Genomic DNA, 13,264 nt, shown 5'->3' with positions numbered 1-13,264 from the left:
CCGCTTGCGTGGGGGTCTGCCGCTTGCGGCAGCTTGTGGAATTGGATGGGGAGGATCGGTCCCGCACATGGATTCGTTTGAAGCCAACAAGATTTTCGGGGCCATTCTCGGCACCGTCTTCGTGCTGTTCGGCGGCAGCCTTCTCGCCGAAGGACTGTTCCATTCCGAGGCTCCCGAGACGCCGGGCTACGAGATCGTCGCTGCCGATCCGTCGGAGGCACCCGCCGGCGGCCAGGAAGCCGCGCAGGAAGATCCGCCGATCGCCGCGCTGCTCCAGACCGCCAGCGCCGACGCCGGTGCGGACGTGTTCAAGAAGTGCAGCGCCTGCCATTCCGGCGAGAAGGGCGGCCCCAACAAGGTCGGCCCGCATCTGTGGGACGTGGTCAACCGTCCCATCGCGTCGGTCGCCGACTTCTCCTATTCCCCCGCGATGGCGGAGTTCTCCCAGGGCGGCTCCGTCCCGTGGGACTACGAGCATCTCTATCACTTCCTGAAGGATCCCAAGGGCTACATTCCCGGAACCAAGATGGGGTTTGCCGGCATCAAGAGCCCGGAGGACCGCGCCACCCTCATCGCCTATCTGCGCTCCCTGTCCGACAACCCGGCAGCGCTTCCCGAGGCTCCGGCCGAAGGCGCCGCAGCGGCCGGCGAAGGCGAGCAGGCGGCCGAAGTCACCAACCCCGCCACGACCACCAAGATGGGCGAAGGCGGCGAGGAGGCCCAGGCGCCGGCTGCGGCTGGATCCGCGCCGGAAGCGCCGCCCGTCGAGAGCAGCGACGCGACGACCGAGGCGCAGATGTCCGCCGAAGGCGTGCAGGGTGAACAGCCCGCCCCGCCGGCGGCTGCCAGCCAGGAGACCGCAGCTCCGGCGGCCCCGGCGGCAGAGCAGCCGGCGTCCGGCGCGGCCGAACAAGCCGCTCCCGCCGGCGAGCAGGCTGCCGCAGCTGGCGCTGCCGCACCGGCCGAAGGCGGAGCGACAGAGGTCGCCATCGCCGGAGACCCGGCGGCCGGCGAAAAGGTCTTCAACAAGTGCAAGGCCTGCCATGCCGTCGGCGAAGGGGCCAAGAACAAGATCGGGCCCGAGCTGAACGGCATCGTCGGCGAAGCCGTCGCAGCGGTCGAGGGCTACACCTTCTCCGCCCCGCTCCAGAGCTATGCCGCGGAGCACCCGACCTGGACGGTCGAGGAGCTGCACGCCTGGCTCGCCGACCCGAAGGCGCTGGTGCCCGGCACCAAGATGTCCTTCCCGGGCCTGAAGAATACCGCCGACATCGACAACGTCATCGCCTATCTCGCCACCTTCGACGAGAGCGGCGCGACGACGGGCCAGTGAACCCGCTTCACCGGCTCTCATGATACCGCCCTGCCGCAAGGCCCCGGTTCGTCGCCGGGGCCTTTGCTTTGACGGGCACGGCCGCTCCCTCCACGAGATGAACGAATCGTCACTTGGCAAGGCGTCCCGACGGTCGCCATAAAGCTGTGATGTGACGAAGCCTTCGACGAACGGACCCCCGCCCACGGAGACCTGCCCTTGCCGATCATGACGCGCGCCGCCCAGCTCATCGCCACCACAAGTATGGCCCTCTGCCTCTCGCTATCGGCCGCACCCGCGCAGGATCAGGATGGCGCCGCGACCGGAGCGGACGCAAAGCCCGCCGTTTCGGCGGCGCAGCCGGCAGCTGCCGCCGGCGAGGCGGCGCCGGACGCTGCGGCTGCGGCAACGTCGAAGGCTCCGGCCGGCGAAGCGCCGGATGTCTCGTCCGCCGGCGAGTGGCAGACATCGATGTCGCTGACCGAGCCGTCGAAATATCCGGCCGACTTCGAGCATTACGACTACGTCAACCCGGATGCGCCGAAGGGCGGGACGCTGAATTCGGTGGCGCTCGGCTCCTATGACAGCTTCAACCCCTTCGTCGTGCGCGGCACGCCGGCGGCGGGCCTCGCCAATTTCGGCGGCGGCCTGCTCTACGATAGTTTGATGGAGCAATCGACGGACGAGCCGTCGGTCTCCCATGCGATGATCGCCGAGGCGGTGCGTTTTCCGGAAGACGATTCCTTCGTCACCTTCCGCCTCGATCCCCGGGCCCGCTTCCATGACGGCGAACCGATCACCGTCGAGGACGTGATCTGGAGCTTCGACACGCTGAAGGCGCTCCATCCGCAGTGGGGCGCCTATTACAAGAACGTCGTCAAGGCGGAGAAGACCGGGGAGCGCGAGGTGACCTTCACCTTCGACCAGACCGGCAATCGCGAACTGCCGCACATCATGGGCGACCTGACGGTGCTGCCGAAGCACTGGTGGGAGGGGACCGGCCCCGACGGCAACAAGCGCGACATCTCGCAGCCCACGCTGGAGCCGCCGCTGGGTTCGGGCCCTTACAAGATCGGGCGTTTCGTCACCGGACAGTCGATCGAGTGGGAGCGCGTGAAGGACTATTGGGGCGCCGACGTCGCGACCCACAAGGGCCGCTACAACTACGACAGGATCGACTACACCTATCTGCGCGACGCCAACGCAGCCTGGGAGGCCTTCAAGAAGGGCGGCCTCAACGACTACCGGCTGGAGAACAGCGCGCGGCGCTGGTCGCAGGAATACAATTTCCCGGCCTTCGAGAACGGCCAGGTGAAGAAGGTCGCGATCCCGGACCATCAGGTCGAATCGATGCAGGCCTACGTCCTCAACAACCGCCTGCCGAAGTTCCAGGACCGCCGGCTGCGCGAGGCCCTGACGCTCGCCTATAATTTCGAGGAGATGAACAAGACGCTGTTCTTCGGCCTTTATTCGCGGATGGCCAGCTACTTCGACAACAGCGAGCTCGCGGCGACGGGCCTGCCGAGCGAAGGAGAGTTGAAGTTCCTGGAGCCGCTGCGGGATGAGATCCCGCCGGAAGTCTTCACCGAGGAATTCGAGCTGCCGGTCTATACCGACAACCGCTCGGTCCGCGACAATCTGCGCAAGGCCCTCGAGCTGCTTCGGGAGGCCGGCTACGAACTGGAGGGAACACGCCTTGTCGATTCGAAGACGGGGCGGCAGCTCTCGATCGAGATGCTCGGCGACGACCCGACCGACGCCAGGGTCCTCCAGCCCTATGCCGACAGCCTCAAGCGTCTCGGCATCGATGCCAGCATCCGCATCGTCGACACCAACCAGTATATCGAGCGAATCACCAATTTCGACTTCGAGATGGTATCGGTCAAATACTATCCGCAGTCGCTCTCGCCCGGCAACGAGCAGCGGGACTTCTGGTCGAGCGCCGCAGCAGACTCTCCCGGAAGCCGGAACTACGCAGGCATCAAGAACCCGGCGATCGACAAGCTGATCGACAACATCGTCTATGCCACCGACCGCGACGACCTCGTCGCCGCGACGCGGGCGCTCGATCGGGTGATGCTGTGGGAGTATTACGTCGTTCCGCAGTATCGCAATGCCGACATGTGGCTCGCCTATTGGGACAAGCTCGAAATGTCCGGCAAGCGGCCCGGCTATTCGACCATCGACCCCTTCGCCTGGTGGATCAAGAGCGCCGAGAAGGCCGCGTCGAACTGATGGGCACGACGTTCCGCTTCACCCGGCGCGGCTTCGGTCAGATGGCGCTCGGCCTCGCCGCATCCGCCCTCCTGCCCGGCCGCGGCTTCGCCGCCTCGCCGACCGAGACGCCGCTGCACGGCCTGTCGGCCTTCGGCGACCTGAAATATCCGGCTGACTTTTCACACTTCGGCTATGCGACGCCGGATGCGCCGGCGGGCGGGCAGTTCAACATGTCGGTGCCGAACTGGGCGTTGAACCAGTCGCCGCTCACCTTCGACACGCTCAACACCTTCGTCCTCAAGGGCAATGCGCCGCCGCGGATCGAGAAGCTCTATGACGGGCTGATGACCTCGTCTCTGGACGAGCCGGACTCGCTCTACTGTGCGCTGGCCAGCTCGGTGACGATCTCCGCGGATCGCAATGCCTATGTCTTCGCGCTGCGCCCGGAAGCGACGTTCTCGAGCGGCGCCAAGGTGACGGCGGAGGACGTCGTCTTCAGCTACGAGACGTTCAAGGAGAAGGGGCACCCCTCCCTGCAGATCACGCTGCAGGAGCTGGACGCGGTGGTCGCCGAGGCGCCGGACCGCGTCCGCCTCGTCTTCTCCGGCCGGCAGACCGACCAGGACGCCCTCGGCGCCTTCGGCATCCCGATCGTGCCGAAGGCCTTCTTCGACGCCGAAGCCTTCGAGAACGTGACGGCGAAGCCGATCCCCGGCAGCGGGCGTTTCGAGGTCAAGGCATTCGAGTTCGGCCGCTATGTCGAATACGGCAAGCGCCAGGACTACTGGGCGAGGGATATGGCCTTCGCCCGCGGCCTCGATCATTTCGACACCATCCGCATCGACTTCTTCCGCGACCGCACGATCGGCTTCGAGGCCTTCAAGAAGGGCAACATCACCTTCCGCGAGGAGTTCACCTCGAAGACCTGGGCGACCGACTACGGGTTTCCGGCGGTCGTCGAAGGCAAGGTGATCAAGCGCGAATTTCCGCGCGAGAAGACGCCGACATTCCAGTCCTGGGCGCTGAACCAGCGCCGCGAGCGCTTCGCCGACCGCAACGTGCGCCACGCCATCAATCTGTGCTTCGACTTCGAATGGACGAATGCGCAGATGTTCTACGGCATCTACGAGCACTCCGATTCGTGTTTCGAGACATCCGACTTCAAGGCGGAGGGACCGCCCTCGCCGGCGGAACTGAAGATCCTCGAGCCGCTGCGCGACAAGCTGCCCGAAGAGGTTTTCGGCGACGTCTGGACCCAGCCGGTCTCGGACGGCTCGGGCCGCGATCGGGCGAGGCTGCGCGAGGCTCTCGGGCTGCTCGCCGAGGCAGGCTGGAAACAGGCGGAGGGCAAGCTGGTGAACGCGGCCGGCCAGCCCTTCGCCCTCGAATACATGATCGACGACCAGGGGTTCGAGCGGGTCTACTCGAAGTTCATCCAGAACCTGACGTCGCTCGGGATCGACGCCTCGTTTCGTCTGGTCGACGGCGCCCAGTATCAGGAGCGCAAGAACCGCTTCGACTACGACCTGATCGGCGGCGCCTTCTCGCTCGGCTCGACCCCCACCCGGGACACGCTGGTCGGTCTGTTCGGAAGCCTCACCAGGGACCGGGAGGGGTCGAACAACTTCGTCGGCATGGCCGATCCGGCCGTCGACGCGCTGATCGACGTCGTCAACCGGGCCGAGGACCGCAAGAGCCTGACGATGGCCATGCGGGCGCTCGACCGGGTGCTGCGCGCACGCTTCGACTGGATCCCGAACATCCATTCGGAAAGCCACCGGGCCGCCTACTGGGACATGTTCGGCTTCAGGGAGCCGAAGCCCGACTATGGCTGGCCGGTCGAGCGGCTGTGGTGGCTGGACGAAGCCAAGGCCAGGGCGATCGGCAAGGCCTGAGCAAGCCTGGCACGAAAGGGTCTGGGCGGCACTCGGCCGGGAGGATCGCCCGCCTGGCGGTCGGTCTTTTGCGCTGCGCCGCGCTTTTGGTTAACAACGTCGAAACACAGGCGAATTCCGCGCCGCCGCCCGGAAGGGTCGTGTGACGCCAAACGGAGACGCGAAACCCGACATGGGCGCCTACATCCTTCGCCGAATGCTGCTGATGATCCCGACCATCCTCGGGATCATGGCGATCTCCTTCATCGTGGTGCAGTTCGCGCCCGGCGGCCCGGTCGAGCAGGTCGTGGCCGGCTTGCGCGGCGAGGCCGGTGGCGCGGCCGACCGGGTCTCCGGTGCGAGCTCCGACTTCGGCTCGTCCTCCAGCGCCCAGGATTCCGGCTATCGCGGCGCACAGGGGCTCGATCCGGAATTCATCAAGAAGCTCGAACAGCAGTTCGGCTTCGACAAGCCGCCGCTCGAGCGCTTCGGCCTGATGATCTGGAACTACGCCCGCTTCGACTTCGGCGAAAGCTATTTCCGCTCGATCGGCGTCTGGGACCTGATCCTGGAAAAAATGCCGGTGTCGATCTCCCTCGGCCTGTGGATCACCCTGATCTCCTACGGCATTTCCATCCCGCTCGGCATCCGCAAGGCGCTGAAGGACGGCTCGACCTTCGACGTGTGGACCTCCGGCATCGTCATCGTCGCCTATGCGATCCCCGGCTTCATCTTCGCGATCCTCCTGATGGTGCTGTTCGCGGGCGGGTCGTTCCTCGACTGGTTCCCGTTGCGCGGCCTCCTGTCGGACGGCGTCAGCGGCGCCTGGTGTGCGCCCTGGTCGTCGAAGTTCGACGCGGCCGCCTGCGTCACCCGCACGATCCCGGACTACTTCTGGCACCTCACCCTGCCGCTGATCGCCCTGTCGCTGTCGGCCTTCGCCACGACCACGCTCCTGACGAAGAACTCCTTCCTCGACGAGATCGGCAAGCAGTATGTCACCACCGCCCGCGCCAAGGGGCTCAACGAGCGGCGCGTCCTCTACGGCCACGTCTTCCGCAATGCCATGCTGATCATCATCGCCGGCTTTCCCGGCGCCTTCATCTCCGCCTTCTTCACCGGCTCGCTGCTGATCGAGACGATCTTCTCGCTCGACGGGCTCGGCTATCTCGGCTTCGACTCGATCTACAAGCGCGACTATCCCGTGGTTTTCGCCACCCTCTACATCTTCTCGCTCATCGGCCTCGTCACCACGCTGATCTCCGACCTCATGTACACCTGGATCGATCCGCGGATCGACTTCGACCGGCGGGAGGTCTGAGAATGGCGCCGAAAAGTGGGAACCGGTTTTCGGAAGCAGCCATGTGGCGGGAGGTCTGACCATGGACGACGCCCTGAAGGACCGTCTGGACGCCGAGCGTCGCAATGGCCAACAGCCCGAAGAGCGGGCGGCCGACATCGCCCGCGAACAGACCAGCGGCATCGCCCAGCTCGCGCCCGACAGCGCGCTCACCAGGCGGCCCCGGATCTCGCCGATCAACCAGCGCCGCTGGCGCAACTTCAAGGCCAACCGGCGCGGCTACTGGTCGCTGTGGATCTTCGGCATCCTGTTCTTCATCGCGCTGTTCGCCGAATTCGTCGCCAACGACCGGCCGATCCTCGTCGAGTACAAGGGCGAGTTCTACTATCCGGTCTTCGTCGACTATCCCGAGGAGGTGTTCGGCGGCTTCCTGCCGACGACGGATTATCGCGATCCGGTCAACATGGAAGAGATCAACGCCAATGGCTGGATGATCTGGCCGCCGATCCGCTATTCCTACGATACCAAGAACCTCGAGCCGCCGACGCCGGCCCCCTCGCCGCCCTTCTGGACGCTGTCCAAGGAAGAGCGCTGCCAGGGCTATCCGCAAGGGGTGGACGATCCCGGCTGCGTCATCGGCAACATGAACTGGCTCGGCACCGACGACCAGGTGCGCGACGTCCTCGCCCGGGTGATCTACGGCTTCCGGATCTCGGTGCTGTTCGGCCTCATCCTGACGGCCGGATCGGCGATCATCGGCGTCACCGCCGGCGCGGTCCAGGGCTATTTCGGCGGGCTGGTGGACCTGTTCTTCCAGCGCTTCATCGAGATCTGGTCATCGATCCCGGTCCTCTACCTCCTGCTGATCATCGCGGCGATCCTGCCCCCGGGCTTCTGGGTGCTGCTCGGCATCATGATGCTGTTTTCCTGGGTCGCCTTCGTCGGCGTCGTCAGGGCCGAGTTCCTGCGCGCCCGCAACTTCGAATATGTCAACGCGGCCCGGGCGCTCGGGGTCGGTGACTGGACGATCATGTTCCGCCACGTCCTTCCCAACGCGATGGTGGCGACGCTCACCTTCCTGCCCTTCATCCTGTCCGGTTCGATCACCACCCTGACGGCGCTCGACTTCCTCGGCCTCGGCCTGCCGCCCGGCTCGCCGTCGCTCGGCGAGCTCCTCGCCCAGGGCAAGAACAACCTGCAGGCCCCCTGGCTCGGCTTTTCCGGCTTCCTCGTCCTCGCCCTGATGCTATCCTTGCTGGTCTTCATCGGCGAGGCGGTGCGCGACGCCTTCGATCCGCGCAAGAGCTTCAAATGAGGCGAGGAGGTTTCGATGGGTGAGGTCGGGCGAATTACGAGGACGGTCAGCGTCGACGAGCTGCCGGAGGACATGCGGGAGAAATTCGTTCCCGGCACGCCGGTGAGCGTGACGTTCGAAGGGGAGTTGTCGGCGAGTGAAGCGGTTGCGACGCCCCCTTCGATCTCACCCGAGGAACTGGAGCAACGGCTTGCGGCTCTTCGGAGGATCTGGGGAGCCGGCGCCGACCTCGGGACCACGACAGAGGAGGCGGTCCAGCGTATCCGTGCGCTTCGCGACGAGTGGGACGACTGAGAGTGGCGCCGATCTACGTCGACACCAACATCCTGATCGCGTTCGTGGAGAAGAAGCATCCCGACGTCATGAAGCTCTTCGAGTTGTCCGCCAGAGGCCAATTCGATCTTCTGACAAGCCAACTCTCTCTCGCTGAGGTGATGGTCAGGCCCCTGGCGGCGGCAAGAGATGATCTCGTCCGCGCCTATCGAGCGCTCCTCACGCAGCCACTCGGTCTCAGGACCATTCCGATCACTGTCGACATCCTCATCCGAAGTGCTGCAGTGCGGACAGAGAACGGCGGCAAGCTGCCGGATGCCATCCACGTTGCGACGGCTGTCGAAACCGGTTGCACGAGTATCCTCTCCAGCGACCGACGGCTTCGATTTCCGGCGTCTCTGACGCGAATTTCCGAGAAAGAGATAGCCATGCGGTTGCTCTGATTCTCCCTCAGCACATCGAGGCGCCCTCTCTTGAACGCAAATCGCGACCGAAACCCACATCCAGGGCCGGATCACAGCGGAGTCATCCCTTGACGAGCACACCTATCAAGAAGGTCGGCGAGGCTTCCGCCCTCCTCTCCGTCGAGAACCTCTCCGTCGCCTTCAGCCAGAGCGGCAAGACGGTGCTCGCCGTCGACGACGTGTCCTTCTCGATCGCCAAGGGCGAGACGCTGGCCCTCGTCGGGGAATCGGGTTCCGGCAAGTCGGTCTCGGCCCTGTCGATCCTGAAGCTGTTGCCCTATCCGGCGGCGAGCCATCCGGGCGGCGCGGTGTATTTCGAGGGCGAAAACCTCATCGACGACGACGAGAGCGATCTGATGAAGGTCCGCGGCAACCGGATCTCGATGATCTTCCAGGAGCCGATGTCCTCGCTCAACCCGCTGCACACGATCGAGAAGCAGGTCGGCGAGGTGCTCAAGCTGCATCGCGGCTTCTCGGACAAGGCGGCCCGCGAGCGCACCCTCGAACTCCTCGCCAAGGTCGGCATCCGCAATGCCGAGGAGCGGCTCGGCGCCTATCCGCACCAGCTCTCCGGCGGCCAGCGCCAGCGCGTGATGATCGCCATGGCGCTCGCCAACGATCCCGATCTCCTGATCGCCGACGAGCCGACCACCGCCCTCGACGTCACCGTCCAGGCGCAGATCCTGGAGCTGTTGAAGACCCTCCAGGCCGAGCGTGGCATGGCGATGCTGTTCATCACCCACGATCTCGGCATCGTCCGCCGCATCGCCGATCGGGTCTGCGTGATGTATCGCGGCAAGATCGTCGAGGAGGGGCCGACGCGAGCGCTGTTCGACGCTCCCCAGCACGCCTACACCCGGCACCTGCTCGCCGCCGAGCCGAAGGGGCGCCCGCCGGCCGCCAACGTCAATTCGCCGGTCGTGATGGAGGCCCGCGACGTCAAGGTCTGGTTCCCGATCAAGACCGGGCTGCTGCGCCGCACCACCAGCCACGTCAAGGCCGTCGACGGCATCGACCTGACGCTGCGGGCCGGCCAGACCGTCGGCGTCGTCGGCGAATCCGGGTCGGGCAAGACCACCCTCGGCCTGGCGCTGTGCCGGATGATCTCGTCGAAGGGCGAGATCATCTTCGATGGGAACCGTATCGACACCCGCTCCTTCAAGGCGATGAAGCCGCTGCGCCGGAAGATGCAGATCGTCTTCCAGGATCCCTACGGCTCGCTCTCGCCGCGCATGTCGATCGCCGACATCATCGCCGAGGGCCTGTCGATCCACGAGCGCGGGCTTTCGGCCGAAGCGCGCGACAAGCGGGTCGTCGACGTTCTCGCCGAGGTCGGGCTCGATCCCGCCGCCCGTTTCCGGTTTCCCCATGAGTTTTCGGGCGGCCAGCGCCAGCGCATCGCCATCGCCAGGGCCATGGTCCTCAATCCCCGTTTCGTCATGCTGGACGAGCCGACCTCGGCCCTCGACATGAGCGTCCAGGCGCAGGTGGTGGACCTTCTGCGCGACCTGCAGAAACGCCACGACCTCGCCTATCTGTTCATCAGCCACGATCTGAAGGTCGTCAGGGCGCTGGCCAACGAGGTGGTCGTCATGCGAAACGGCCAGGTGGTCGAGCGCGGCCCCGCCGAAGAGATCTTCGAGCGGCCGCGCACCGACTACACGAAAGCGCTGATGGCCGCCGCCTTCGACATCAAGGCGGCGCCGACGGGAGTCGTATCGGAATGAGCGGGCATTATCGCGACCAACTGGCCGACCAGCCGCTCGGCGTCGAGATCGTCGACGAGGCGCTGCTCCACAGCGGCTTCCGCGACTTCAAGAAGCTGACGATCGAGCATGATTCCCTCGAGGGCGGCGCCAGGATCGGCCCGATGGAGCGCGAATATCTGGCAACCGGCGCGGTGGCCGTGATCGTGCCCTATGATCCGCAGAGCGATTCGATCGTCGTGATCCGCCAGTTCCGGCTGGCCGCGTCGCTGGCCACGCCGAACGCGGCGGCGGTGGAGCTTCCCGCCGGCATGGTCGATGCCGGCGAGAATGTCGCCGAGGCCGCGGCGCGGGAACTGGAGGAGGAGACCGGCCTTGCCGCCCTCGCCATCGAGCGCTGCTTCTCGATGCTGCCCTCGCCGGGACTGACCGACGAGCACGCCCACATCTTCCTTGCCATCGTCGATGCGAGTCATCTCGGGATCAGCGCCGGCAAGGACGAGGAGCACGAAGACATCCGCCCGATCCTCGCCCCGGTGGAGGATCTGATCGCGGCGGTCGACGATGGCCGTGTCCTGAACGGCTATCTCATCGCCTGCACCCACTGGTTCGCCCGCAAGGGCCGCGCGCGAGCGCAGGCGCTGCAGGGCAGCCTCTTTGACAGCGAAAGCGACTGATGGCCATTCTCCTCTCCGTCACCGGATTCGATCCCTCCCGCTGGTGGCAGGCGCTGCACGAGGCGGCGCCCGAGCGGCGGATCGTCGTCGACGCCAGCGAGGCCGGCGGCGAGCCGATCGACTACGCCGTGGTCTGGAAGCAGCCGCCGGGGCTGCTCGCCACCCTGCCTGAGCTCAAGGCGATCTTCTCCCTCGGGGCCGGGGTCGACCACATCCTCGCCGACCGCGAACTTCCCGCGGTGCCCATCGTGCGCATCGTCGCGGACGATCTGAAGGAGCGGATGAGCGAATACGTCGTCTGGCGGGTGCTGGATCATTTCCGCCGCGGCCGGGCCTATCGCCAGCAGCAGGCGCAGAAGATCTGGCACGAGCGCATGCAGCCGGCGGCGCGCGAGATCACCGTCGGCATCATGGGCCTCGGCGTTCTCGGCATCGACGCCGCGAGGAAGCTGCAGGTGCTGGGCTTCAAGGTCACCGGCTGGAGCCGGGGCGAGAAGCGCGTCGACGGCGTCGAGACCTTCGCCGGCAGCGCCGGCCTCGGCCCGTTCCTCGCGGCAAGCGACATTCTCGTCGTCCTCCTGCCGCTCACCGCCGACACCCGCGGCATCATCGGCGAGGATCTCCTCGCCCGGCTGAAGCGCGACACGCCCCTCGGTGGGCCGGTGCTGGTCAATGCCGGGCGCGGCGGGCTTCAGGACGAGGCCGCGATCCTCGCCGCCCTCGACGAGGACCGGCTGATGGAGGCCTCGCTCGACGTCTTCAATGCCGAGCCGCTGCCGGCGGAATCGCGGCTGTGGAGCCATCCGAAGGTGTTCGTGACGCCCCATGCGGCGGCGCTCTCGGACCCGGACGCACTGGCGCCGATCATCATGCGCCAGATCGCGGCGCACGAGCGCGGCGAGGCGCTGGACAATGTCGTCGACCGGCAGGCGGGCTATTGACGCAGGGGAGCGGCCAAGCCGGCGACGTTGCGCCGTCCGCGCGTCCCGGACACCGGCCAGCCGAAGAGGTCGAAGGAAACCATCGGCGAGGATGATCGTTCAGGCAGGACGAATTCCGTCACAGGGTGCAATCCATGACCAATGGCAACAACAACCGCCTGAACGATGCCGACGAGACTTCCGAGGCAAAGCGCGAGCGGGAGAAGCGCGAACGCGACGAGGCCAAGCACGAGGAAGCCGAACTCGACGAAGCGCTGGACGAGACCTTTCCGGCTTCCGATCCAATCTCTCCGTCCCGCATCGACGGGCCGAACAACTGAGCGCCCGTCCGATCGCCCGGATCGGACCGTGTATCCGACCCGCTCGGCTCAGCGGGTGAGCGGACCAGACGTCCGACCTGCCGATGGGGTCCATCGGGCTACCTGCTTCGACTGATCCGGTCGTGGCCGACCGAGGTGGCGCCTCGCCGCCTCGGTCCGGTCGATCCCGCCCTTCTGACGCCCGCGGCTGCGGCCGATGGGGGCGTCAAGGACAGGAGACGGCATTCCCGCCCATGCGCATGGCGAGCGCTACCAGTTCGTCGCGGAGACGTTCCAGCTCATCGAGAGCAAGACCGGTGCGGCATTCGACCGCCTGCTGTGCGTCGTAGGCCAGGGACTGCAACGCGCGGCCGTGCTCCGTCAGATCGATGTGGACGACGCGCCGGTCGGCCTGATCGCGTTGGCGCAAAATCAGCCCGCCCCGCTCCAGCCGCTCGAGCAGCGGGCTGATGGCATTGGCGGAAAGATGCAGGCGATCGGCGATGGCGCGCGACGTGGAGCGGCCGTCCTGCCAAAGCACCAGCATCACCAGATATTGCGGATAGGTCAGGTCGAGATCGGCCAGCAGCGGCCGGTACGCCCGCGTCACGGCATTCGTCGCGGCGTAGAGCGCAAAGCAGAGTTGATCGTCGAGGCGCAGAGTCTTGTGGTCAGCCATCTCGAGCCGTCTCAGCCATTCAGTCTGCTCATGCGAGGGGGATGTTCCTCGCTCGATCAATCACATAAGACCCATGCCAGCGAATGGGCACAACAACGCATGCCGTATCTGCCCGCAAATGGCCAGCCGGCGTAGGTCCGAATGTCGTCACGCGCCTCACTGTCAGGCGATTCGACGGTCTGCGAGACATATCGCCTTGTCGGCAAA

12 protein-coding genes are annotated in these 13,264 nt (G+C 66.0%); 11 read left to right on the top strand and 1 reads right to left on the bottom strand.

Going from position 1 to position 13,264, the window contains the following annotated elements; translation table 11 throughout:
• Positions 1 to 67: 67 nt before the first annotated feature.
• The 11 genes from ATO4_RS28045 (at position 68) to ATO4_RS03735 (ending at position 12,399) form a co-directional block, all read left to right on the top strand.
• Positions 68 to 1,333, top strand: a complete 1,266-nt coding sequence (locus tag ATO4_RS28045) for a cytochrome c family protein (RefSeq protein WP_083590068.1) — start codon at positions 68 to 70, stop codon at positions 1,331 to 1,333.
• 207 nt (positions 1,334 to 1,540) lie between these two features.
• The gene (locus tag ATO4_RS03780) at positions 1,541 to 3,547 is read left to right on the top strand and encodes an extracellular solute-binding protein (RefSeq protein WP_083590190.1); all 2,007 of its coding nucleotides are present in this window, start codon (positions 1,541 to 1,543) and stop codon (positions 3,545 to 3,547) included.
• The gene (locus ATO4_RS03775) at positions 3,547 to 5,424 is read left to right on the top strand and encodes an extracellular solute-binding protein (RefSeq protein ID WP_083590067.1); all 1,878 of its coding nucleotides are present in this window, start codon (positions 3,547 to 3,549) and stop codon (positions 5,422 to 5,424) included. Before ATO4_RS03780 ends, ATO4_RS03775 begins: the two co-directional genes overlap by 1 nt.
• 172 nt (positions 5,425 to 5,596) lie before the next feature.
• Positions 5,597 to 6,724, top strand: coding sequence for a microcin C ABC transporter permease YejB (locus tag ATO4_RS03770; RefSeq protein ID WP_083590066.1), 1,128 nt, complete (start codon positions 5,597 to 5,599; stop codon positions 6,722 to 6,724).
• 61 nt (positions 6,725 to 6,785) lie between these two features.
• Positions 6,786 to 8,018 carry an ABC transporter permease gene (locus tag ATO4_RS03765; RefSeq protein ID WP_083590065.1) on the top strand — a complete coding sequence of 411 codons (1,233 nt, stop codon included), beginning with the start codon at positions 6,786 to 6,788 and terminating at the stop codon, positions 8,016 to 8,018.
• 15 nt (positions 8,019 to 8,033) lie between these two features.
• Positions 8,034 to 8,312 (top strand): hypothetical protein, encoded by a 279-nt coding sequence (locus ATO4_RS03760; RefSeq protein WP_083590064.1) that lies wholly within the window; start codon positions 8,034 to 8,036, stop codon positions 8,310 to 8,312.
• A gap of 2 nt (positions 8,313 to 8,314) precedes the next feature.
• On the top strand, positions 8,315 to 8,734 hold the full coding sequence (locus ATO4_RS03755; protein ID WP_176222848.1) for a type II toxin-antitoxin system VapC family toxin: 420 nt from the start codon (positions 8,315 to 8,317) through the stop codon (positions 8,732 to 8,734).
• Between the two features lie 89 nt (positions 8,735 to 8,823).
• A complete protein-coding gene (locus ATO4_RS03750; RefSeq protein ID WP_245308549.1) occupies positions 8,824 to 10,482 on the top strand; it encodes an ABC transporter ATP-binding protein in 1,659 nt (552 codons plus the stop codon).
• Entirely contained in the window at positions 10,479 to 11,138 is a 660-nt protein-coding gene (locus tag ATO4_RS03745; protein ID WP_083590062.1) for an NUDIX hydrolase, read from the top strand. Before ATO4_RS03750 ends, ATO4_RS03745 begins: the two co-directional genes overlap by 4 nt.
• Complete coding sequence (locus ATO4_RS03740; RefSeq protein WP_083590061.1) at positions 11,138 to 12,079, top strand: glyoxylate/hydroxypyruvate reductase A; 942 nt, start codon at positions 11,138 to 11,140, stop codon at positions 12,077 to 12,079. Before ATO4_RS03745 ends, ATO4_RS03740 begins: the two co-directional genes overlap by 1 nt.
• 134 nt (positions 12,080 to 12,213) lie before the next feature.
• Complete coding sequence (locus ATO4_RS03735) at positions 12,214 to 12,399, top strand: hypothetical protein (RefSeq protein WP_083590060.1); 186 nt, start codon at positions 12,214 to 12,216, stop codon at positions 12,397 to 12,399.
• 205 nt (positions 12,400 to 12,604) lie between these two features.
• On the opposite strand, the gene ATO4_RS03730 is transcribed toward ATO4_RS03735, so the two are convergent.
• Positions 12,605 to 13,057 (bottom strand): MarR family transcriptional regulator, encoded by a 453-nt coding sequence (locus ATO4_RS03730; RefSeq protein ID WP_083590059.1) that lies wholly within the window; start codon positions 13,055 to 13,057, stop codon positions 12,605 to 12,607.
• Between the last annotated feature and the right edge of the window lie 207 nt (positions 13,058 to 13,264).

This window comes from Aurantimonas sp. 22II-16-19i (assembly GCF_002088275.1).
Taxonomy (GTDB): Bacteria; Pseudomonadota; Alphaproteobacteria; order Rhizobiales; family Rhizobiaceae; genus Jiella.
This window is presented reverse-complemented; position numbering and strand designations above follow the sequence as displayed.